The sequence below is a fragment of the Nocardia sp. IFM 10818 genome, from assembly GCF_054655275.1.
Genome location: NZ_BAAHJH010000003.1, coordinates 73,409 through 93,799 on the forward strand (window position 1 = coordinate 73,409; position 20,391 = coordinate 93,799).

The 20,391-nt window shown below is 67.0% G+C and carries 29 protein-coding genes; 6 read left to right on the plus strand and 23 right to left on the minus strand.

The window, feature by feature from the left end; translation table 11 throughout:
• Positions 1-146 precede the first annotated feature (146 nt).
• The 9 genes from ACYQ5L_RS40425 to ACYQ5L_RS40465 form a co-directional block, all read right to left on the minus strand.
• Complete coding sequence (locus ACYQ5L_RS40425; RefSeq protein WP_459964020.1) at positions 147-770, minus strand: hypothetical protein; 624 nt, start codon at positions 768-770, stop codon at positions 147-149.
• Between the two features lie 96 nt (positions 771-866).
• Positions 867-1,979 (minus strand): hypothetical protein, encoded by a 1,113-nt coding sequence (locus tag ACYQ5L_RS40430; RefSeq protein ID WP_459964021.1) that lies wholly within the window; start codon positions 1,977-1,979, stop codon positions 867-869.
• A 300-nt stretch (positions 1,980-2,279) separates the two neighbouring features.
• Positions 2,280-2,753 carry a hypothetical protein gene (locus tag ACYQ5L_RS40435; protein ID WP_459964023.1) on the minus strand — a complete coding sequence of 158 codons (474 nt, stop codon included), beginning with the start codon at positions 2,751-2,753 and terminating at the stop codon, positions 2,280-2,282.
• Positions 2,754-2,800: 47 nt separating this feature from the next.
• On the minus strand, positions 2,801-3,007 hold the full coding sequence (locus ACYQ5L_RS40440) for a hypothetical protein (RefSeq protein ID WP_459964024.1): 207 nt from the start codon (positions 3,005-3,007) through the stop codon (positions 2,801-2,803).
• The gene (locus tag ACYQ5L_RS40445) at positions 3,004-3,246 is read right to left on the minus strand and encodes a hypothetical protein (protein WP_459964025.1); all 243 of its coding nucleotides are present in this window, start codon (positions 3,244-3,246) and stop codon (positions 3,004-3,006) included. The genes ACYQ5L_RS40440 and ACYQ5L_RS40445 overlap by 4 nt, the downstream gene beginning before the upstream one ends.
• Before the next feature lie 82 nt (positions 3,247-3,328).
• A complete protein-coding gene (locus ACYQ5L_RS40450; protein ID WP_459964026.1) occupies positions 3,329-3,835 on the minus strand; it encodes a hypothetical protein in 507 nt (168 codons plus the stop codon).
• A 25-nt stretch (positions 3,836-3,860) separates the two neighbouring features.
• A complete protein-coding gene (locus ACYQ5L_RS40455) occupies positions 3,861-4,118 on the minus strand; it encodes a hypothetical protein (protein ID WP_459964027.1) in 258 nt (85 codons plus the stop codon).
• Positions 4,115-4,477 (minus strand): hypothetical protein, encoded by a 363-nt coding sequence (locus ACYQ5L_RS40460; protein ID WP_459964028.1) that lies wholly within the window; start codon positions 4,475-4,477, stop codon positions 4,115-4,117. Before ACYQ5L_RS40460 ends, ACYQ5L_RS40455 begins: the two co-directional genes overlap by 4 nt.
• 79 nt (positions 4,478-4,556) lie before the next feature.
• Entirely contained in the window at positions 4,557-4,901 is a 345-nt protein-coding gene (locus ACYQ5L_RS40465) for a hypothetical protein (RefSeq protein ID WP_459964029.1), read from the minus strand.
• Positions 4,902-5,549: 648 nt separating this feature from the next.
• Between ACYQ5L_RS40465 and ACYQ5L_RS40470 the strand changes: the two genes are divergently transcribed.
• Entirely contained in the window at positions 5,550-5,726 is a 177-nt protein-coding gene (locus tag ACYQ5L_RS40470; protein WP_459964030.1) for a hypothetical protein, read from the plus strand.
• 40 nt (positions 5,727-5,766) lie between these two features.
• On the opposite strand, the gene ACYQ5L_RS40475 is transcribed toward ACYQ5L_RS40470, so the two are convergent.
• The 3 genes from ACYQ5L_RS40475 to ACYQ5L_RS40485 all read right to left on the minus strand — a co-directional run bounded on the left by ACYQ5L_RS40475 (position 5,767) and on the right by ACYQ5L_RS40485 (position 8,670).
• Positions 5,767-6,078 (minus strand): hypothetical protein, encoded by a 312-nt coding sequence (locus tag ACYQ5L_RS40475; protein ID WP_459964031.1) that lies wholly within the window; start codon positions 6,076-6,078, stop codon positions 5,767-5,769.
• 743 nt (positions 6,079-6,821) lie between these two features.
• Positions 6,822-7,484, minus strand: a complete 663-nt coding sequence (locus ACYQ5L_RS40480; RefSeq protein WP_459964032.1) for a hypothetical protein — start codon at positions 7,482-7,484, stop codon at positions 6,822-6,824.
• Between the two features lie 256 nt (positions 7,485-7,740).
• Complete coding sequence (locus tag ACYQ5L_RS40485) at positions 7,741-8,670, minus strand: hypothetical protein (protein ID WP_459964033.1); 930 nt, start codon at positions 8,668-8,670, stop codon at positions 7,741-7,743.
• Between the two features lie 56 nt (positions 8,671-8,726).
• On the opposite strand from ACYQ5L_RS40485, the gene ACYQ5L_RS40490 reads away from it, so the two are divergent.
• Complete coding sequence (locus ACYQ5L_RS40490) at positions 8,727-9,158, plus strand: hypothetical protein (protein ID WP_459964034.1); 432 nt, start codon at positions 8,727-8,729, stop codon at positions 9,156-9,158.
• Here the strand turns inward: ACYQ5L_RS40490 and ACYQ5L_RS40495 are convergent.
• The 6 genes from ACYQ5L_RS40495 to ACYQ5L_RS40520 all read right to left on the minus strand — a co-directional run bounded on the left by ACYQ5L_RS40495 (position 9,068) and on the right by ACYQ5L_RS40520 (position 14,454).
• Complete coding sequence (locus tag ACYQ5L_RS40495; RefSeq protein WP_459964035.1) at positions 9,068-9,520, minus strand: ParB/Srx family N-terminal domain-containing protein; 453 nt, start codon at positions 9,518-9,520, stop codon at positions 9,068-9,070. The two genes, ACYQ5L_RS40490 and ACYQ5L_RS40495, sit on opposite strands and share 91 nt — an antisense overlap.
• Before the next feature lie 173 nt (positions 9,521-9,693).
• Positions 9,694-9,945: a hypothetical protein gene (locus tag ACYQ5L_RS40500; RefSeq protein WP_459964036.1), complete on the minus strand. Its 252-nt coding sequence runs from the start codon at positions 9,943-9,945 to the stop codon at positions 9,694-9,696.
• Between the two features lie 94 nt (positions 9,946-10,039).
• Positions 10,040-11,065: a DUF4192 domain-containing protein gene (locus ACYQ5L_RS40505; protein WP_459964037.1), complete on the minus strand. Its 1,026-nt coding sequence runs from the start codon at positions 11,063-11,065 to the stop codon at positions 10,040-10,042.
• Between the two features lie 354 nt (positions 11,066-11,419).
• The gene (locus ACYQ5L_RS40510; protein ID WP_459964038.1) at positions 11,420-12,412 is read right to left on the minus strand and encodes a DUF4192 family protein; all 993 of its coding nucleotides are present in this window, start codon (positions 12,410-12,412) and stop codon (positions 11,420-11,422) included.
• A gap of 39 nt (positions 12,413-12,451) precedes the next feature.
• Entirely contained in the window at positions 12,452-12,796 is a 345-nt protein-coding gene (locus ACYQ5L_RS40515) for a hypothetical protein (RefSeq protein ID WP_459964039.1), read from the minus strand.
• A 1,496-nt stretch (positions 12,797-14,292) separates the two neighbouring features.
• The gene (locus tag ACYQ5L_RS40520; protein ID WP_459964040.1) at positions 14,293-14,454 is read right to left on the minus strand and encodes a hypothetical protein; all 162 of its coding nucleotides are present in this window, start codon (positions 14,452-14,454) and stop codon (positions 14,293-14,295) included.
• Between the two features lie 497 nt (positions 14,455-14,951).
• Between ACYQ5L_RS40520 and ACYQ5L_RS40525 the strand changes: the two genes are divergently transcribed.
• On the plus strand, positions 14,952-15,695 hold the full coding sequence (locus tag ACYQ5L_RS40525) for a hypothetical protein (protein ID WP_459964041.1): 744 nt from the start codon (positions 14,952-14,954) through the stop codon (positions 15,693-15,695).
• 320 nt (positions 15,696-16,015) lie between these two features.
• On the opposite strand, the gene ACYQ5L_RS40530 is transcribed toward ACYQ5L_RS40525, so the two are convergent.
• The 5 genes from ACYQ5L_RS40530 to ACYQ5L_RS40550 all read right to left on the minus strand — a co-directional run bounded on the left by ACYQ5L_RS40530 (position 16,016) and on the right by ACYQ5L_RS40550 (position 18,497).
• Positions 16,016-16,246, minus strand: coding sequence for a hypothetical protein (locus ACYQ5L_RS40530; RefSeq protein WP_459964042.1), 231 nt, complete (start codon positions 16,244-16,246; stop codon positions 16,016-16,018).
• A gap of 90 nt (positions 16,247-16,336) precedes the next feature.
• A complete protein-coding gene (locus tag ACYQ5L_RS40535) occupies positions 16,337-16,552 on the minus strand; it encodes a DUF397 domain-containing protein (protein ID WP_459964043.1) in 216 nt (71 codons plus the stop codon).
• 4 nt (positions 16,553-16,556) lie between these two features.
• Complete coding sequence (locus ACYQ5L_RS40540; protein ID WP_459964044.1) at positions 16,557-17,087, minus strand: HIT family protein; 531 nt, start codon at positions 17,085-17,087, stop codon at positions 16,557-16,559.
• A gap of 100 nt (positions 17,088-17,187) precedes the next feature.
• Positions 17,188-17,577 carry a DUF397 domain-containing protein gene (locus ACYQ5L_RS40545; protein ID WP_459964045.1) on the minus strand — a complete coding sequence of 130 codons (390 nt, stop codon included), beginning with the start codon at positions 17,575-17,577 and terminating at the stop codon, positions 17,188-17,190.
• Positions 17,574-18,497: a helix-turn-helix domain-containing protein gene (locus ACYQ5L_RS40550; protein WP_459964046.1), complete on the minus strand. Its 924-nt coding sequence runs from the start codon at positions 18,495-18,497 to the stop codon at positions 17,574-17,576. Before ACYQ5L_RS40550 ends, ACYQ5L_RS40545 begins: the two co-directional genes overlap by 4 nt.
• Positions 18,498-18,715: 218 nt before the next feature.
• On the opposite strand from ACYQ5L_RS40550, the gene ACYQ5L_RS40555 reads away from it, so the two are divergent.
• The 3 genes from ACYQ5L_RS40555 to ACYQ5L_RS40565 all read left to right on the plus strand — a co-directional run bounded on the left by ACYQ5L_RS40555 (position 18,716) and on the right by ACYQ5L_RS40565 (position 20,388).
• Complete coding sequence (locus tag ACYQ5L_RS40555; protein ID WP_459964047.1) at positions 18,716-19,165, plus strand: hypothetical protein; 450 nt, start codon at positions 18,716-18,718, stop codon at positions 19,163-19,165.
• A gap of 114 nt (positions 19,166-19,279) precedes the next feature.
• Positions 19,280-20,071, plus strand: coding sequence for a hypothetical protein (locus ACYQ5L_RS40560; RefSeq protein WP_459964048.1), 792 nt, complete (start codon positions 19,280-19,282; stop codon positions 20,069-20,071).
• The gene (locus tag ACYQ5L_RS40565) at positions 20,068-20,388 is read left to right on the plus strand and encodes a hypothetical protein (protein WP_459964049.1); all 321 of its coding nucleotides are present in this window, start codon (positions 20,068-20,070) and stop codon (positions 20,386-20,388) included. The genes ACYQ5L_RS40560 and ACYQ5L_RS40565 overlap by 4 nt, the downstream gene beginning before the upstream one ends.
• Positions 20,389-20,391 lie beyond the last annotated feature (3 nt).

Below are 20,391 nucleotides of genomic sequence, written 5' to 3' on the forward strand. Positions count from 1 at the left end.
CTGGGTGGGTGGACCTGAGTTCGGCGACGCGTTGGTGAGTCGGGCGCGCGGCCGGAGACAGTCGGGACGGATCCGCCCGAACAGGGACAGCATGGAGCGCAGCGGAATTCCGCTGCCGGAGCGACCGTGGGGCCGCCGGCGTTTTGCTAGTCGGTGTGGGCACCTTCGCGGGCGCATGCCTGGCTCACTCGCTCGCGCATGGTCCGCCATTGCCGGACGGCGGTGCCCGTGAGCTGCTCGAGGTCTTCGACGGGTGCGAAGTGGTCGGCCATTTGCTCCATGCGCGCGCCGTATTCGGCGAACGATCGGCGGTAGCTGTCCTCGAGGACGCGGGCGGCGGCGGCCCATGGGTCGGCTTTGACGCGCGAGGTGTAGACCTGGGCGAGGTATCGGACGATGGCGAGGTGTGAGGGTTGCGGGGTGATGCTGAGCGGGCCGCGCGCAAGGGCCGCGACTTCATCGGGTGAGGGATGGCGGCCGCGGTGGGCGAGTTCGGCTATGGCGATGAGTACGACGCGCGGCATGTGCGCGGCGAGGTCGTCGGGGGTGACGAGTCGCAGGATGTCGGCGGCCTCGGTGGCGGTGGCGTTCAACAGTGCTTCGATGAGCGTGTTCTCGGGGTCGATCTCGGCGAGCATCTGCGCGGCCTGGTGGTCGGCGATGGCGGCGTAGACCTCCTCGATCGGCTCGGGGTCCGGGACTGGTCGCAGCTGATGGCCACGCTGGGCGGGTGGGGTGTTGGTTCGCTGTCGTTGAGGCTGGCGGGACATGAGGCGTGTTCCTCTCACACCATCGGCCACCGCAACTATTTTCTATCGTTTCTTACGATTTGTAGTTGACGGTGGCCGGTCTGGTGTTGATGGGGGCTAGATGAGGGTGAGTTGCTCGGTATCGGTAGCGATGGCGTCGTAGCGCTGGGCCTGGGCCGTGTGTTCGGCGTGCTCGGCCTCGAGTCGCGCGATGCGATCGGCGAGGTTGGCGGCGGCGCGGTTCTGCTCGGCGCGCAGGTAGGGCGCTTCGACGGCGGCGGCCGCGCGGTGCAGGGCGTGCAGATCGTCGCGGGTCATGTAGTGGCGCAGGATGGCCCGGACGATGGCGGCCGCGCGCTCCTTGGTGCGCGGTGGCGCGTCTTCGTCGCGGCTCGGTCCGAGCGCGCGGCGGCAGTGCAAGCGGGTTCCGTCGATGTCGTCGATGCGGTCGACGGTGAAACCGGAAGAGCCCCCGACAAGATCTATGCCGTTGATCACCGGCCGGTCCTGGCGGTGGTAGCCGCCGAACGAGTGGGGCCGGTTCTCCTCGCCGTACTCCACGCTGAAGCGCTGCACAGTGTCGTTCTCGGTCGGGTTCTGCGACACGATAGTGAATGTGCCGCTGACGCGGGGGCCGGTGACGGTGTAGAAGGTCCGGCCGGTGGTGTAGTCGGTCCGGATGGTGGCGTGTGCGTCGGCGTACTTGCCAAGCCCGAGGCGGATCCGCGATGGGTCCGCCGGCGGGGGCGGGGTCTGGCGCGCGGGGGCGGCGGTTCGCGGTGTGGGCTGCTGGCGGGGGCGTGCGTCCGGGGGCAGGGTGAGCACGACGGCGAGAGCCTGGGCGAGCTGCTCGGCCTGCTCGCCGGGGCTGGTGGTGACGGTGCGGGCCTCGTGGTCGATGTCGGCGGGGTCTCCGGTGGTGACCTGGTAGCCGTAGCGCTCGAGCTGCTCGACCAGGGAGGCGGCGAGGGCGGCGGCCGGATCGGCGACGGGTTCCACGGTGAGCGGCTCGCCCTCGAAATCCTCGATGCCCTCGGTTTGGGAGATATCGAAAACCGGCGCCATGCGAAACCGGGTCTTGGTCTCGGTCTCGCCTTCAGTGGCCTTGTCGGCGGGCGCAGTGGCATCGGCGGCCGCGTCCTTGTCGTTCTTGACTTCGTCGGTGCCTCGGGGGCGACGATGCGCAAGGCGCGAGCGCCTTTGCGGACCGCGCGGCCGCGCATCTGCCATCCGCGGAAGTTCTCGACGTCGGTTACGTCTATTCCGCGTTCCTCGCCTTGCTTCTGGAGCATCGCGCAGTTGCGCAGGGAGTAGCGCAGCATCTTCGGGGCGGTGCAGCGGCTGAGTTTGGCGATGAGCGCCGCGACGGCGGCGGGGTCGGACAGCAGTGCGTCTGCTTGTTCGCGAATTGCGGCGTCGGCGGCTTCGCGTTCTGCTCTTTCGGCTTCGCTGTAGGTGCGGCGCTTTCCCATGGTCTCCGGTCTCCTCAATCGTCGTTGGTAGTAATTAAATTCTCTCATTTCTTACGTTTTACAGCAAGGGTCTCGGGCCTTTGAGCTGGCGCTTTTCGGCGAGGTCGCGGGCGGCGCGGTAGATGTATTGGGCTCCTTGGTGTGCGGCGGCGTAGAGGTCGGGGCGTGCGGTGTAGAGGTTGTTCCATGCCTGGGTGTAGGCGGCGGCGAAGCTGGCGGGGTGCTCGCCGTAGCTGATGGCCTCGCCGGAGCATTCGGGGTTGTCGAACAGGGCGACGGTCCACGCGGTGATGTCGTCGCGGCTCTCGGCAAGGTTGTTGTCGGTGCTGGTGGCGAGGAGGTAGAGCGTGCCGGTGGGGTCCATGAGCGGGCCCGCTTCGATCTCGATGGCCATGCATCCGCCGCCGGTGTCGACGATGCGGACGGTGTCGACGCCGGCGAGCTGGGCGAGTAGGTCGGCCTCGGGCCGGTGGACGGCGAGCAGGTGCACCGCGCGGCGGTCGGGGCTCGGGGTGGTGGTCTCGATGGTCATGGTGTCGGCTCTCTTTCGTGGATGGTCGCGGCGGTGTGCGGCCGGTTTCAGCGGGGCTCGAGCTGGTGGGGGTAGTTGAAGAACCATGCGCCGTTGTCGGCGGAGGTGAGTTCGACGTATTCGGTGCCGGGTGGGTTGCCGAATCCGTCGCAGGGGGTGACGTTGGTCGTGAATTTGCGTTGGACAATGGCGGGCAGGTCGCCGCGGGTGGTGACGGTGACGGGTTGGCCGGGTGTGATGTCGTCGTAGTTCACTGCGGCTGGCCTTCGGGGGCGTCGGGGCGGATGGCGCGGACCGATTCGACGGTGTCGCACCGTAATCCGAAGTAGGCGCGGACGGTGTGCGCCTGGACGCGGCGCGGGTCGGTGGTGATGGTGTCTTGCACGCTGCGGCTGAACAGTCCGATTTCGGCGACGATGACAGCGCGGTAGCCGTCGCCGGTCGCGGTGATCTCGACGTGTGTGGGCTGGTCGGGGTCGGTCGTGGTGGTCATGGTTGGCGCTCCTGGTTGGTGGTGGCATTGGCGCGGGCCGGGCACCTACCGAGTGCCCGGCCCGTGCGATGGCCGGGAGTGGTTAGGACAGAACGGGTTTGGTGCGCATCGCGTCGATGCGCTGGGCTTCGGCGAGGAAGTCGCGCGACTCGTCGGCGAGCTCGCGGGCGTGGTCGGCCTGGCCTTGCTTGAGGACGGTTTGTGCGAGGGCGGCGGTGTTGTCGGCGGCTTCGAGGCAGAACGCGGCGCGCCGGTCGAAGTAGCGGGCCACGCTGTCGGGAGTTTTCACCAGGGGCAGGGGGCCGATTGCCTCGCGTATCGCGGTTTCGACGTGGGCGGGTGTGCGGTAGCGGGTGAGGTGCAACCGCTCGACGGTGCCGGGTCCGGCCTCGGGTGCCCATTCGCCGACCGGGGTGTAGCCGTGGCGGGTGAGTGCCTGCTCGGCGGTGCTGCCGGTGTGGTCGATCTGTTCGACGAATTGGTAGACCTCGACGGGGGTTCCGGCTCCGTCGACGGTGTAGACCTGGATGATGGGGCCGCGGTGGCTCGGGTGGCCTTCGGGGGCACGACGGGCGATGAATTCGGACATGGCGTGTGTTCCTTTCGTGGGGTGTTCAGGGGTTGTGAGGTTCGCGGCGGGTGAGTGCGTCGGCGAGGCTTAAGGCGGCGTCGTCGCTGATCTGGACCCATCCGCAGAGACCGGATCCGTCGGCGTAGGTGATGGCGACGATGAGCGCGCCGGTGCCGAGTTCCTCGGCGACGGTGACGGTGTCGCCGTCTCCCAACCGGTCGACGATGTGGGCCAGGATTCGCCGGGGCGGCATGCCGGATTCGGTGAATTCCGCCGAGATTCGGGCGTGAGTGCGGCTCATCTCGAGTTCCCCGGTGACTCGAATGCCGCGAGGCGGGGCGAGCGGCCGATGTCGAGCCCGCGCGCCTTCACGACGGGATTGGTCTCGCCGGTGTTGGGGTTGGTGGTGAGGCTGGCGCGCAGGTTGTCGGCCTCGATGAGCACGGTGTAGCCGACTTCGAGGCTGCGGTGTACGCGGTCGGCCATGCCGTTGCGGAATGACACGTCATAGACGGTTTTGCCCGCGTCGACGTAACCGCCGTTCCCGTCGCTGCGCTGGTGGTTATCGATGACGGTCACGTAGAGGGTCTGGCCGCCGTCTTCGTATGTTTTGATGTCGGAAATGCGGGCGATATTGCCTTTGATAAGGGTGCTGCTCATTTCCTGGTCTCCTTTCCGGTGAATTGATTCCGGCGGGGCCGGAGGGTGCCCCGCCTGGTCGGCGGGGGACGGATTGGGGCTACAGCAAGCCGAGTTCGGCGCGCAGGGCGGTGAGCTGGTCGGTGGTGGGGGCGGTCGCGGGGCGTGCGCTGGTGGCCCAGAGGCCGGCGGCGATGCGCATTTCGAATGCGTCGACGGGGTTGCCGGTGAGCTGTTCGGCGAGCTGCTGCGTGCGTTCCTGCATGTCGGCGCGGTAGGCACATACGCCGGTGGTGAGGTCGGCGGGGAATCCGAATTCGCCGAGACGGGCGTAGGCGAGCAGGGCGGCGAGGGTGTCGGGGTCGGCGGTGGCGGGGATGAGGTTCGACAGGCGGGCGGTGTGGGTGGTGGTCATTGCGGGGGCTCCGTTCTCTCCGTCGTGCATGCATCTATTTTATCTTTCTTACGTTTTCTTTTCAGCCTTTTCGGCTGATTCTTGGTCGTGACGATTGTCTCTGTTTTCTTTTGGGTTGGGGGTTGCTTTTATCTTTTGCGGCCCTTTGGCTTGGCTGCCTCCCGGCGAGGGCGGGGGTTTCGGGGGCTGGCCCCGTGCACGCCCGGCGGGCGTGGGGTTTGTGGTTTCGGTGGCCGGGCCGGGGGTGGCCACGGTGGTGGACCCTTCGGATGGCTGGGGCGTCTCCGATCACCGCGGGGCGGGGCAGGTCAAGCACGCTTTTCGCTTGACCTGCCCTGCCCTGCGGTGATAGCCCCGTGAAGCCGTCCGAAGGGTCCACCACCGCCCCCGGGCCCGGCCGCCGCGCGAGCGGAGCTCGCGGACCGGCGAGGGGCTACGGGCGCCGGTGGCCGCTGGGACAGGTCCGCCTTCGGCGCGGGTTGGCTGGGTGGTGAGCCTGCGGGAGCTGCGCTAGGGGTGGGAGGGCTCGGTGTCGCGGTAGCTCTGGGTGTTTCGGTGGTGCGGCTGGGTCCGGCGGCCGCGTGGGGTGTGGGTGGGGTGTGTTGGTTGGGCGTGGGGTTGGCTGGTGGTATGGGTGAGAATGGACGGGAATTTGCTTGGTAGGGATGGGAGACGGTCGTGGCGGATGTGTCGGGCGTTGATCGTGAGGTGGCGCGGCTGCTGGCGCAGTGGTCGCCGGTGAGCGCGGGCGATGTGGCGGCGATGGTGGAGGGTGAGCGGTTCGCGCCTGGACTGCCGGTGGATTCGGGTGTGCGGTTCACGGTTGCGGTGCCGCCGGACACCGCGCGGGCCTAGCCGGTCGTGCTGGCGGGCCCGCGGGCGTCGGCGGCGCGGGCTAGCTGGTGGGTTTGTCGTAGTTGCGGGGGTACTCGGCGTCGTTGACGGGGTGGGTTCGGCCGATGCCGGGTGGGAGGCGGGTGCCTTCCCAGATGGTGGTGAACAGGTAGCGGGGAACGCCGGGTTCGCGGCGTTCGCTCATGGATACTTGCACGATTCTTTTGCGTACTCGCGAGAGTTTGGATTCGCGGATGTAGCTGATGAGTTCGCCGAATTCCGCGAAGCAGCCGAGTACGTTCCATTCGGTGTCGAACTCGTTGCGCGCCAACAGCTGTAGGGGCAGATGCATGAGGTTGTAGGTCACGGGCATGGTGGGGCCTTTCGGGGTTAGTGGGTGCCGATGACGCTGTGCGGGCCGAGCCAGTAGTGCAGCGGGCGAGGTCGCGGTAGGGGTGTCCGGGGCGGTCGTGGGGGTCTTGTTGGCGGTAGTCGTCGCATTCGCGGTCCCAGATTTCGGCGACGATTGCGGCGATGGCGGTGCGGATTTCGGGGGCGAGGTCGGCGGCGCTGGCGTAGTTCGGGGTGGGCATGTCGGGGTTCCTGTCGTGGGTGATGGTGGCGGGTCCGTGCGGGTACTGGCGGGTGCCCGCACGGGTTGTGTTGTGGCACTGTGTGTTTGGGTCGTCGTGGGCGCGGCCGCGCTAGGTCCAGATCCCGAGTTGGTCGGGGTGGCGGTTGGTCGGCCGCCGGCGGGTCCGGCGGCGTGGGGCGGCGGCCGCGGGTGTGGTGTCGGCGGCGTCCAGGTCGATGGGTGCGCGGGTGGGCGGGGCGATTCCGGCGGCGATGTCGGCGGCGCGCTGGGCGGCTGCGGCGGCGGTGGCTTTGCGCTGGTTGGCTTCTTGTCGGCGGCGGCATGGGCGGTCGGATCGGCAGACGACGATGTAGTTGCTGAGTGCGACGCACCAGCTGGCTTGCTGCTCGAGCCATCGTTTGCGGTCGGCTGTCAGCCAGGGCCAGAAATCGCGGGTGCCTTTGCGGCCGCATTCGCGGCATTTGAAGCACCAGTAGCTCGGGTCTGACCATGAGTTTTCCCTTGTCCTGGTTTGCGTTTGGTCATCGGGCCGGGGCGGGGTTGGCTGCGCTGGTGCGCAGGGTGGTGGCGATGCCGTGGATGATGGCTTCGGCGCGTTCGGGGGCGGCGGCGATGCGCAGGTGGGTGGTGGGGGTCCAGAGTTCGCGGGTGCGGTCCCAGCTGTGGCCGCTGGTGTCGGCGTCGATGGTGTAGATGCCGGTGGCGGGGTTGGGGTAGGCGCGTACGAGGTGGGTGTAGGCGGGGACGTGCAGGGCGTTGGCGAGGGTTTCGGCGTGTTCGCGGCTGGTGGGCGGGGTGGTGATGGCGGTGTGTTGGGCGTGGTGTTCGGCGGTGAGTGCGTGGTCGACGGTGTCGATGTAGCCGCCGGGGGCGGGTGTGAGGATGTCGCGGGTGATGCGGCGGGCGGCGGCGGTGAGGTCGATGGACAGGGGCATGCGGATTTCGTTGTGGTGGGCGCGGCGGCCGGTGTAGGCGGGCAGGCCGTAGCCGAGTTCGCCGCGTGCGGTGAGTTCGCCTGTGCCGCCGACGTTTTGGTGGGCGCGCAGGTGCAGGGATCGGTGGCGGGGGCCGGTGATGCGGGCGGTCATGGCTTCGTTGTCGCCGTGGATGGTGACGTAGTCGACGTGCCATGCGGTACCGAGTCGGGTGGCGATGCGGCGGGGGAGGGTGGCGAAGTTGATCATTTCGGTTGTTCCCTTGCGTATGGGGTCCGCGGGGGCGGGCCGCGCCGGCGGCGCGCTTGCCCGCGCGTGCGCGGGTGGTGTGTGGTTCTGGCGGTGTGGTTGGTCGGCGTCGGCTGACCGGAGGTGCGGGGGCTGGGAGTTGTCCGCGAAGAGGGCTGCACGGAGCGCAGCGGAGTTCCGTTGCCCGGCCGCGTGGCGCGGGTGGCCGGGGGCGGGCAGGGCCGCGCTGGGTGGCGCGGTCCCTGCCCTGGGCGGGTTATTCCTCGGCGTCGTCGGCGTCGGGGTCGGCGGTGCTGGTGTCGGCCTGGTCCTCGGCGGCGGCTTCCTCGGGCTTGGGCTTGGCCGGGATGTCGGCGGCGGGCGTGCCGTTGGCGATGGCCTCGAGGGCGGCGGCCGGGGTGATCTCGTCGAGCGTGAGCCGTTCGACGATGCCGGGGGCGTGTCCAAGGGCGATGAGTTGGCGCAGGTAGGGCCGGGACAGGTAGTAGTCCACGGTCCAGAACACGCCGTTCTGCGGCGCGGAGATGCGCCAGTAGTGCGGCTTGTCCTCGCGCGGGTGCATCCGGCCTTCGATGGCTCCCATGGCGAGACCGATGGAGATCATTTGGCAACGGGCGAGGCTGGCTCCCTCGAACACCGTGCCGTGCTTGATCTTCGATTCGGTGGTGTCGAGCAGGGTGCACGCGGTGGAGCGGGCGGCGTGCTCGCTGAAGATCTCCGGCGCGGCGGCCTCGAGGCGGGCTCGCCACATCTGGACGTCGGCGGGCACGGTGCGCGGGGTCCGGGCGAGCCATTCGGCGACGAACGTTCGGCGGGCGAGGGTTTCGAGCTTGGCTTGCTTGTTCAGGATGCCTACCTGCCTGCCCGTGAGTTCGGTGCCGGTGGTGGTGCCGCTGCCGGTCCTTTTGACCTTGCGCAGACCGGCGCGCTTGACGTCGAGGCAGTAGTAGTTGACCTCGGCGTATTCGGCGGTGCGCACCTGGTTGGCGTGGTACTTGCCCTCGGCAGCCTCGCGGTCGGGGTCGCGGTAGGTGGCCTGGTCGATCTGACGCTCTGTGATCGGCTCACCAGTGGCGATGAGTACCGGCCGGTCGCTGATCTCGATGTAGACCGCCCACTGTGCGGCGGCGATGTCGGCCTCGGTGACCTCGTTGCCCTCGGGGGTGCGCAGGTTGGTGATCGGCACGTACTCCTTTTCGCGTTCGCTCGACCAGGGCTCGCGTGCCAGGATGCGGAATCCGCGTGCGGCGTAGGGGCTTCGGCCTTCTCGCGCAGGGCCTGCACGCGGCGTTCTTCGCGCAGCATCGCGAGTTCGCTGCTGAAGCGGTTGGCTTTGGCGGCTCGGATGAGCCGTGTCATGGCCGTGTCGTCGTCTTCGAATTCGACGGCTTCGGCGGCCTGGATGAGGTCGAGCTCTCCAGTGACCGCGTTCGCGCGGGCCTTGGTGCCGCGCAGGGCCTTGATCGCTTTGGCTTCCTTGGCACCGATTCCCAAGTCGCGCAGGGCTTTCGCCTTGGCCTTGGCGGGCAAGTCGAGTCCGGCGAGGGTTTCCTGTGCGCGGTAGACCTGCTCGTCGGTGAGGTCTACGCGTTCGTCGTTGGCCTTGACCTGGCCGACGATTTCGACGGCGTAGCGCAGGTCCTCGCTGCCTTCGGGGGCAGTTCTACGACGTAGTCGAGTTCGGCGAGGCCCGCCGATCGTGCGGCGAGGGTGCGGCGCTGTCCGTCGTTGATGCGGAATGTGTTGTCTTCCAGCAGGTAAGCGCTCGGCACCTGCAACAGCCGTTCCTTGATCGATGCCACGTATTCGGCGTCGATTTTGACCGGTGGCGCGTCGTCGGCGGCGGTGTTGTTGCGGACGTTGCGGCGCACATCGACGTGTCGCGGGTTGATCGGGGCCAACGCGCGGCCGGTCTTGCTGGCCTCGATGCGGGCGCGCAGGTCGGCGGCGGCTTCGGCCGACAAGGGCACCGGCTCAAAGTCGGCTTCGGCCTCGGCGGTGAGTTCGGCCGGGCTTTTGGTGGTGGTTGTTGTCATTGCGGGTGTGGTCTCCTAAGCTGGGACGGCAAATGCCCCGGCCTGCTACCGACAGGCCGGGGCATTCGTCGTTTACGGGGTTGGGGTTCGGCGCGGGCTCGGGCGGTGGGCCTCGGGCGCGCGGGTGGCGGTCGCTCATTGCTGAGCGGCGGCGACTTCGTCGCGGCGGGCGTTCAACGCTTCGGCGATGTGGTCGGCGACCACGTGCACGCTGACCACGCGCGAACCGAATCCGTTGCACCAGTGGGGAAGCTGTTCGCGCCGAAAGCGGCGTCTACGCCCCAGTCCGGGGCTTCTCCGTCGAGCTGCGACAGGCTCAGCCGTTCGCCGCTGGCGAATGTGACGCTGGCCGACCAGCCTTCGATGGTGGTTCCGAACAATCCGCGTTCGGTGCGGTGTTCCATTTCGGTGATCTCGAATTCCATTGCGGGGGATGCCTTTCCGGCGGGGATGGGCGAATGCCCCGGACCGCTACCGACGGTCCGGGGCATTCGCGGTGTGGGTGGGTTGGGTTGGCCGCTATCGGACCGGGTGTGCGATGCCGAACTTTTCGCGAATCTTGTTCGGCGCTACCCCGTATTCGATGGCGTGGGACAGCAGCCGCGCCATGCGGTTATCGGGGTCTTCGGCGGTGGCGATGTCGAATGCCATGGCGGCGGTGACTCCGTCTTGGCGCAGGACGTAGGCGCTGAACCCATACAGGGTGGCCGCGACCGAGCGGGCCGGGCCGGGCAGGCACCGGGTGAGGTCCAACCAGAGGGCCTCGGCCCGGTCGGCGTGTTCGGTGCCGCAGAGCTGGAACAGCTCGTCACGCACTGCCGGGTCTCCGATGCGGGCGGCGAGGAATGCCACGTCGGCGGGTTCGGCGGCGGTGTCGGGGTCGTAGTGGTGCACCTTGTCGAGCACTTCGGCGAGTTGCCGGGCGGCGAATTCGTCGAACGTGTTGCCCGCTACGGCGGCGGTGAGCTGGTCGCAGCCTTCTTGCATGGCGGCGGTGAGGTGTCCGGCGACGGCGGCACGGCGTGCGGTGTCGGGAGCGAAGCGGGCTTCGATCTCGGCGCGGGTGCCGCTGACCGGGCGGCCTTCGGCGACCATGGCGGCGGTGAATGCCAGCGTGGTCGGATCGGCTACCGTGCCGGTGTTCTCCGGCTTGGTCAGCGACCACCACGGGGCCTGTGCGGCGATGGCAGGGGTTGCCACTGCGTCGACCAGACGCACACCGCATACCGCGAATTCGGCTTCGATCTGTCCGAGGATCTGCTGATGATCGGCGCTGTAGCGGTCGCGCCGTGCGCGGGCTCGCTCGTCGACCACGAGAAGCATCACCATCGGGGCAAGGTGTCCGAAGTGTGCGGCGACGCTGCCGGGGCGGCCGTCGCGGAATGCGGCGATATCGAGTCGGGCGACCGTTTGAACTGCCATCCCCTTCTCTGCGGGTGCCATGAAAAGGAAGATGAGCGAGCTTTCCGGCGTGAATTTCAGCATTGCGGGAATGGCTGCGACGAGTTTTCCGGTCTCAGCGAAACGGAATTCCGGAGTGTTCATTGATTGTCTCCCTGTAGCGTGTGGGATATGTCCGAGCACGGCGCTAGGTTTCCTGCTCCGCCCAGTTCGGTGGGTCGGCGCGTGACGGCTCCGGGTGTCAACCCTGAGCGCTCTCCGTGGGGCCTTGCGGCCCGTTCCACCTGGGACATGTCCGGCCGGATGAGGTTCCGGCCGCCCGCTCTGCTGCGGGACGGGTTGCGGGAGTCGGTATGTTCGCGCGTGCTCTGTTCAGTTCTCAAACAACGGGGTTCGGTGGGCGGTTCCGGTATCCGGTCCCGCCCTCTTGCCCTGTAACTAAATTCTCTCATTTCTTACGTTTTCACGGCGAGTTAATTCGCCGTGATTTCGATCACACTATTTGGTGTCGTATTCGGGGGTGTCGATTCCGTATTTGGCGGCGGCGATTTGTCCGGCGGCGAGGATGTTGCGAATGAATTCGACGGGGATCGCCTCGGAGTGGGCGACCTGCATGAGCTTGACCAAATTCGGGGCTTCGCCGTGGGAGACGTGGGCGGCGGCCTCGGCGTGGGTGGTGGCCTCGTAGCTGGCGATGCCCTGGCCGGTGACGTAGTACAGGACAGCGGCAACGGAGAGCAGGTGTGCGCGCTGGGTGCCGCGCAGTTGGTTGCCGATGGCGGTGTAGACCCCTGCTGCGGCGCGGATGTCGACCAGGGCCACCCCGAACAGGGCGTCTCGGGCGGGGCGGTTGAGAGTGAGAATCGCTGTGCGGGCGGCGATTTCGGGGGTCGGTTCGGTGTTGCGGGCGATGATGCGGGCGAGGCGTCCGAGGATGTCGGCGTGGAATCCGGGGCGCATGGCGTCGCGGTCGGCCTGGATGAGCTGGTGTGTGCTGGGTTCGGGGCGTTCGACGAATACGGCGGCGTAGTCGGCGCGGCCGGGCAGGATGATCCGCCCATCGGTGACGGCGGCGACAGCGGCGGCGGTGGTGGCCGGGTCGGGAATGATGCCGTCGGTGTGGTGCAGCAGATCGGTGTAGGCGGCTCCGCGCTCGAGGATGTGGGTGTAGGCGTAGCCCTGGACCGGAATGCCGTGGAATTCCTGCTGGTCGCGAATGGTGTCGGCGAGGCGCAGGGCAGCGCCTGCGCGGCGGGTGCTGGCGATGACGAGAATGCGGGCGCTGTCCATCTCGTAGCGGCGGGCGAAGCGGGCGAGGTGGCGTGAGATTCCGGCGTGGTCCTGGTCGAGTTCGACGTCGAGGGCCATGGCGACGCGTCCGGCGCGCAGGAACGTGCACACGATGATGTCTTGGGGCATGTATCCGATGAGTGCGGGCGCGGTGGCGAGGTGCTCGGAAATGGTGATGTCTTCGGCGGTGGTGATGGTCATTTCTTTTCTCCTGTTCGGATTGTTTCGGGGTTTATTGGGTCAGCAGACAAACATGAATGCGGCGTCTACGATCACCTCGAATACGGTGGGGAATTCGTACATGTTGGAGTGCGGGAACGTGGTCTTCCCGCATTCGCAGTGGCGCTTGGTGTCCATCGACCAGTAGGGCGTGTGGTACTCGGCGGTGTCGGTGTCGTCCAGGTAGATCGTGCCGACGCGCTCGCCGTTGGCGTAGAGGTGGCCACCGTAGGGCGAGAACTCGATAGAGCCGCCCTTGCCCTCGCGGGTGCAGACGTACTGCCCGTCGCGGTAGGTGACGAGCACGCCACCGCGCAGGATGTAGAGTGCCTGACCGAAATTGACCGGGGTCGTCTCTACCGACATCTCCGGGCCTCCGTTCCTTCGTTCCAACCTGATGCTTCTATTTTATCTTTCTTACGTTTTTAATGGGGCTTTTCGGGGAGGTTTGCGGGTGTGTTCTTTTTCTCTTTTTTCTTTTGTTTTTGGTCTTGCTTTTTTGGCCCGGCCTTTGCAAGCCTGCCTCCCCGGCGAGGGGCGGGGGTCCGGTGGGGCAGCGCCCCCGTGCGCGGCCGGAGGTCGCGGGGGTTTTCGGAGCACGGGCCGCGGGAGGGGTGTGGGTGTTGGTGTCGTCCTTCGCTGAGCCTGGGGCGTCTCCGATCACCGCAGGGGAGCCGGGTCAAGCACGCTTTTCGCTTGACCCGGCTCCCCTGCGGTGATAGCCCCTGGTGGGCTCGGCGGAGGGCGACGCCAACACCCTCCGGACCGGGCGACGCGCGGCCGGCAGGCCGCGGGGGAGGGTGAGGGGTTGGGTAGCCGGTGGGGCTGGCTGGAAGGTGGCCACTTCGTGCGGGTGTTGGCTGGGTGGTGAGCCTGCGGGAGCTACGCGGGTGCGGGAGGGCTCGGTGTCGCGGCAGCTCAAGGCATTCGGGTCGGGTTCGGTCTCGGCGGCCGCGGGATGGAGGTGAGGTGTCGGTGGGTCCGGCGGATGATCGTGCGCGTGTGCGCGGGCATGTGAGGGCGCGTCACAGCGCGGGCAAGGGTGGTTGCGGCCCGGGGTGTGCTGGGCCGGGCCCGTGAGGGCCCGGCCGCATCGGCGGTTAGGTGCCGTCGGTGCCGCAGCCGTCGCAGAGCAGGAGGGTTTCGTTGAGGTACCAGCTGCCGCGGCTGATGGGGCAGCTGTGCGGCTGGTAGGGCCACACGATGCCGGGCAGGTGGGCGAGGCCGACTTCGACGGGGTGGCCGTAGGCGATGTCGCGGACGGTGACGGTGCTCCAGTGGCCGCCGAGGGGCTGAGGTCGGGCAGTTGGTCGATGGCGTAGCTCATGGTCTCGGATTCCTTCCGTGTGCCTGGTGGATCTGGGCTCCGCCCGGACCGGGCGAGTGCGGCCCGCACCAGGTGCGCTGTGCGCCCCCGGAGGGGTTTGCCTGGTGCGGGCCGCATTCGTCTGGTACGCCCTTGGGCAGATTCGTCGGGTACGTGGAAGGGGTCCGGGGCCCTGCGGTGCCATCGGCCGACTGCCCGACCGGACGGGACGGCGGTCACTGGAGCGCTACGGGCGCGGCGGTGCCGGCCGCGACGGCGCGCGGGCGGGGAGCCCGCGGGGATTGGTGAGTGGCCCGTGAGCGGGGCGGTGCTCGCCGAGGGTGAGGGGCCCGGACGTTCGGCGGCTGGGTGGTGAGCCTGCGGGAGCTGCGCTGGGTGCGGGAGGGCTCGGTGTCGCGGCAGCTCTGAAGGGTGGTGAGGGCGGTGGATCCGGTGCCCGCGTCGACGTGGTGAGGTGGGTATTCGTCTGGTTTGTTGTTGTCCGGCCGCGCCGCGCGCGCGGCGGGGTGGGGCCGGTGGTCCGGCCCCTCGGGGGCTAGATGATGTCCCAGTACCAGGCGGTGAGCTGGGCGAAGAAGGTGTTCTGGCAGAGGGCGCAGACCGGTCGGGCGTAGCCGTAGTCGTTGGGGGTACGGAGTCGTAGTCGTGGGCGGGTACGACGGCGGTGGCGGGGTCGGGGCAGTCGCGGGTGGAGCATGCGGTGGAGGTCGTGGTGGTCATTGCGGGTTCCTCTCCGGGTGGGGTGTTCGAGCTGCCCGTAGGGCTACCGCGCTGGTGAGACGCGGAAAAGGATCGGCGGAGCCGACCGCGTAGCGGCGTGTCCTTTGGAGTGTCTCGCCGGTGTGGTAAGGCTGTGTCCAGTTCGATCATCTCGGCCGGAGAGGTTCGCGAGGGCCGCGGTTCCACCGCATGCTCCACCCGCGACTGCCCACCCCTGTTGCCGCCGGAATGCGCTGGGACGCGACCCCTTTCGGCGCGAGTTGGCTGGGTGGTGAGCCTGCGGGAGCTGCGCGGGTGCGGGAGGGCTCGGTGTCGCGGTAGCTCTGATCATGGGTGTGGTGGGCTTGTCCGCGGCCACGGCTGGGAGGTGGTGCGTGGGGAGTCCGGTGCGTGTTCAGGGGCTGTGATCTGGGGTTTCGTGCTCAATTCCGTCATAAATCGTAAGAAACGTAAGAATTGTAATAGAATAGTTGCATGACGGTGTTGCTGGAAACGCGGCCGGTACCGGCGATCGACGCGGAATTTTGTAGGAATCGTAAGGTTTTGGATGTGTCGATTGGTTCGGGTATCGAGGTCGTGGACACCGAGGTCCTGCGCAGGAAGTGGTCAGCGTGCTGGAAGGCGGCGGCCGCGGATAAGTTTGTGCAGGTCAATTGGTGGGGTAGGACGCCGACTGCGGTGTTGTTGTCGGAGGGGATGTGGCGGGAGCGGCAGGTGCTGAACCGCCGTCTGGTGGTGCCGGATTCGAAGGTTGGGGAGTTGTCGACTTCGGATGCGCGCACGCAGTTGGCGGAGATCCTCGATGATGTGGCGGCCGGTTATCACACGCTGTTGTTGTTCCATGGCAAGGCGAAAGCGGTTGTCGCACCGTATGTGTGGGTGCGGGAGGCGTTTCCGGAGTTGATGTTGGCGGAGCCGCCGGAGCCGTGGCATTTCGATGTGGCCTTCGATGGTGAGTTGGCGTTGGTGATGCATCGCAGTGCGCGGGCGGCTCGGCGGTTGGAGCGGGAGTTCGAGGCGGCGGCGGATCCGGATTTCGAGGCTGATCGGCGGTTGGTGGCGTCGTCGAGTCAGCAGGCGTTGCGTCGGCAGGCGGGGTGCGGGTGCTGGTGTTGGTGGTGGATGGGCGTGTGGAGCGGGTGCGGGCGGTGGATCCGGCCGGGGAGTGGGTGGAGCAGGCGGATGGGTATGTGCTGGCTCCGGTGTCGGCTCCGTTGACGCGCGCGGAGATCGACGAGCGGTTCCCGGGGCTGGGTTTGTATCCGGGGGATGCGCGGGCTGTGGCGCCGGGTCAGGCGCGGGAGTACATCGACCTGTAGTCGCGTCTGGCGGGGTGGTTTCGGTAGAGCGCCAACGGATTTCGGTCGCCGGTGTTCGTGGTTGTCGGTAGGATCGGTTTTCGGGTCGACCGGCATTCACCCCCGATTGTGTCGGCTCGTGGTCCGGTGTGGCTGATTGCCTGTTTCGGACCTATGGCGCACCGTTGATGCAGATGCCGCCGGGGTTCCCCTTCGCCCGGCGGCATCGCCATGTGGGGGTTAGTTGTCGCCGTAGAGGGCACGGGGTCCGAGTAGGGCGAACAGTTCGACTTCGGCGTGGAATTGGTCGGCGGCCTGGATGTGGCGGACGCGTTCGACTTCGCTGCGGCCGTACTGGTCGAACAGGGCTTTGAGGCCGGCGTTGGCTTGGTCGGCTTCGCCGCGGCTGAAGTGGTCCTGGAGGCGGCGCAGTTGGTCGAGTATGTGGCGTTCGTCGGCGGCGGATGCCATCGGCGGGCCTCCTTCGGGCCGATCGCGAAGCTGGACCCGCCCCGGAAGGGGACTGGGCGGGGCGCTGATCACGGTAGTGGATATCAGTGGTCAGGGCCGCTGGAATTGTCCGTCGGCGAGGGTTTCGAGCAACGTATCCCACTGGTCGGGGGCGAATCGGAGGACGGGGCCGCGGCCGTGGTCTTTGCTGTCGCGGACGCCGATGGTGCCGTCTTCGAAGAAAGCGACCTCTACGCAGTTTCCGGAGCCGTCTGATCGTGTGGCCTTCCGCCATGTCGGCTCGGTGGTCACCGGCTCGGTGGTCATTTGGTCACGCTCCGGGGGTGTTGGTGTTGGTCGCGCACGATGGATTTGCCGCCAGGGCGGCTCGTAGTCGTGCTGCCAGGTCGAGTGCTTGATCGTGGGTCCATGGCAGCACGCCGTTTTCGGTGGTCAGGGCGTGGAATTGCTGTTCGCGGTAGGGCACCCCGGGTGGGAGGGGCGCGATGTGCCAGTGCAGGTGTGAATTGCCTTGTTGGCTGCCGAGACTCAGAAGGTAGGTGCGTTCGCTGGGTACGACGGACTCGACTGCGTGGGCGACGCGGTAGACGAACGCCATCAGCCGTAGGTAGGTGTCTTCGGTCAGATCGCGAATCACGTGCTCGCGGTGGGTCTTCGGTGCGACGAGCACGTATCCGAGCAGTGTCGGGTATCGGGTCAGGAATGCGAGGTTCTCGTCGTCGGTGGCGATGATCTGTTCGAGTTGTGAGTCGTGTTCTCCGGCGACGATGGCGCAGATGAAGCAGGGCCGGGACTGTACCCGGTGGACGTAGGCGTCGAAGTCGAACGGAATCCGGTCCATCCCAATGATTTTGCGGGGTCCAGGGTCAGGCCGACGTGAAACGGAAGACCCGCCCAACCTGTTGGATTGGACGGGTCATTCGTTGTAGTGCAGGTGGGCTCTAGGCCGCCGCGACTACCGTTGTAGAGGGGCGGGTGGCGAGGTCGAATTCGCCACGGTGGACACCATCGAGGAAGGCCGTCCATTCGCTCGGGGTGTAGACCAGGCGGGGGCTAGCCGCAGGCGCGCAGAGGCTGAGGGTGACGGCTCCATGCGCGTCCACCGAGGCCAGAAGGGTGCCGGTGGGGATGTCCTGGCTCCGAATGGCGGTGACGAACGTCGTCCACTCGTCGGGCGTCACACTGAGGATTGGTTCGACGGCGAGAGAGTTCGCTGGGTCGCGTCGATATTTCGAGTCGCGGATCAGTACGTGTGTGCCGGTCTCGGCGATCTCGACGCAGTCTCCGCTGTGGCCGCTTGCGCTGGCCTTTCGCCACTTGAGCGTGGTCATTTGCGAAATCCTTTCAGTGCTTCTTGCAGCAGGTCGCGCGTGGCGTTCTCGTCGAGCGCGCGTTGGTCCATGTCCCGCCAGACCCGGCGGTATTCCTCTACCTCGTCGGTTTTATCGAGGTAGAGCGCGCCTGCGAGGGTGTCGGTGTAGACCAGTGGCGGTTCTGAAGCGAGCGCGGATTCAGAATCGGGGAAGGTCATGAGACTGAACGCGCCGGTCACCATACCGCCGTGGATTCCTGCGGAGAAGGGCACGATTCGGATCTGCACATTGTGCTGTTGTGTCACGCTGAGCAGCCGCTCGATCTGGTTGGCCATGACGTCGGCGCCACCGACCGGCCGCCGGATTACGGCCTCGTTGAGCAGGACTTCCAAGCGCGGCGCGCGAGGCTGTGTGAGCACGGATTGGCGGTCCATGCGGACCGACAGTTGGCCCTCGGCAACTTCGGCAGGAATGGATCCTTTCGGGGTGGCGAGTACAGCGCGTGCGTAGTCACGGGTCTGGAGGAGTCCAGGGATGAGCTCGGATTCGTATTTGAGAATCAGTTCGGCCCCAGATTCGAGCGCAACGAATAGCCGGAACCGCTCAGGTAGGTCGGATTCCGGGTAGCTCTGCCACCAGGCCGGCTCTGCCTTGCGGGTCTCGGCAGTGAGTGCGAGTAGCTCGGCGGCTTCCTGGTCGGTCGCACCGTAGAGCTCGAGCATCGCCTTGACGTCGCTCTCGCGGAAGCGAACCGACTCGTGGCCGCTTTCGATTCGGCTCAGGGTTGCCCGTGCTCGATCGAGCTTCTTCGCCGCCTGATCGAGGGTGATCGGCGGATCGTGGCTGGTTCGCAGGTGTTCGAACGCGCGCCCAATGCGCCGACGCAGTCGGGTGCTGTTCGGACTGTCGATGCTGTCCGCGGATCCAGTGTCGGCCACCGGTGATCCTTTCTTTTGAACGCGCTCTCTCTCAAATTAACACGTCACGGATGCGCTGGTCCCTACGGACGGCACCAAGTTGACCTGTCCAGGCTCACCTGGCCTGCGAGTATCAGACTACTACTAGCCCGAACTATGGTAGACATTGCAAAATGAACGGGCTAAAACCATACTGAGCAATACCTGTGACGCACCCTGAATCCCGGTAGGTGGTGGGTATGACGGTCCCGCTAAGCCCGTCCTTGTCATGCGACACGGTCACGAGCAGGTGCCAGTACTACCGCGACGTGCTCCGGCTGCCAGCGGCGGTGAGCCCCTGCGGCAATCGGATCGTCATGCGCTCGGACCTGGTGAGCGGCCTAGTTCTTCCGTACCCGCTGGCCGAACGAGCCTGTGAGTGTCTGGCGGAGCGCGAGGCGCTCGGCCCTGTGGTCGGCCATATGCGGGCGGGCCGGGCAACGATCCTGACGTGCTGGTCGGAGGGCTCGGAGTTCGCGGAGAATCCCGCGCTGCTCCGGCTGAACGTCACGTGCGCTGTCAAGTCGATCGTGTTGCCGACTCCGGCCGATGAGCAGTCGGGCTATCGGCGCTGGATTGTCCAGCCGCACAGCACTTTTCTGCCCTCGATGCACACGGCTGTAGCCGCCGTTCTCGCGGTGGCGACATGAGGCGCTACTGCGGGGTCCGGGCGTCGACCCGGGCCGCGGGGCTCACTCCAAACAAGATCGAAAGGCGGGCCGGCAATGGGGCCACTGATATTCGGGTATCTGCGCGAGGACCTGGTGACCGATCGCCGTATGGAAGTCGAGCAGATGATGCGGGACTTCGGCGAGCTGCACGCGCTCGGTGGCGTGCAGGTCTTCCGGGAGCCGGGGCCGACGGTGGAGACGTTGTGGTCGCTGTATTCGGCCTTGGCGCAGGCGGGCCCGCGGCAGCACGTGGTGATACCGACTCCTTCGCATCTGGAGGGTCTAGCGGAGCCGAGACAGCTTCTGCTGCGCCGGTTTTCGGCTCTAAGTGCACAGGTCTGGTACTTGCCGCCGGAAGCGAATTCAGTGGCGTCGCGGAATCGCGTATTGACTGGGCTCCCGGATATCGGCGCTGGTTCGTCGCTGGTGGGCCAGTTCAGTTGCCGGGCCTTGGGGACCGCGGAGCCGGTCGCGCGGCTGCATCTGCATGAGGATCTGACCCGCGCAGGCCTTCGGGACATGGTCGATGACGCGGAGGCGGTGGTGGTCTCCCTGGTCGTCGATGCGGTGCAGGCGACGACTTCGGCGATATCGACCGATACCCCGGTGTTCAACGAGATGGATGCGCAGTTCAATCAGCTGACGGTGCGGGTGACTCGCAGCGCCGATGAACTGCTGATCGAGGTTCACGAGACCCGCGAGCATGCCGACGAATCAGTTCGTGCGGCGGTGTCGAGCCGGGGGCGAGCGGGGCGGGTCCGCGCGCAGGACGGCGGCACGGTGACTTGGTGCGCGTTGCCGCTGACGCGGGAGTGGCGTGATCTGAGTGTCGCGGTCAGTCGGTACAACGCGATTGTTAATGCCGAGTCGGGGAGCTGGATGTGAGCGGGCTGGGCTACGGCATCGTGCGGTCGGATTTGAGCGGTTCCGATTCCGCGACCGAGCAGGTGGAGACTCTTCGGCGGCTGGCCCGAGATATCGAATTGCCGCTGTCGGGGATTTCCATTCTTGCTGATGACACGCATTTCGCGTTGTTGCTGGCGACGTTCGCGCCGTCGGGGATTACCACGGTTGTGGTACCGACGTCGGCGACGCTGGAGGGCTGGATGCATGCGTTCCGGCTGGATGTCGATGTGCTGACGGCGAATCCGTTGCACCGTTGGCCTCGCCGGCCTGGTGCGACTCCTTCGGCGGCGGAGTGAGTG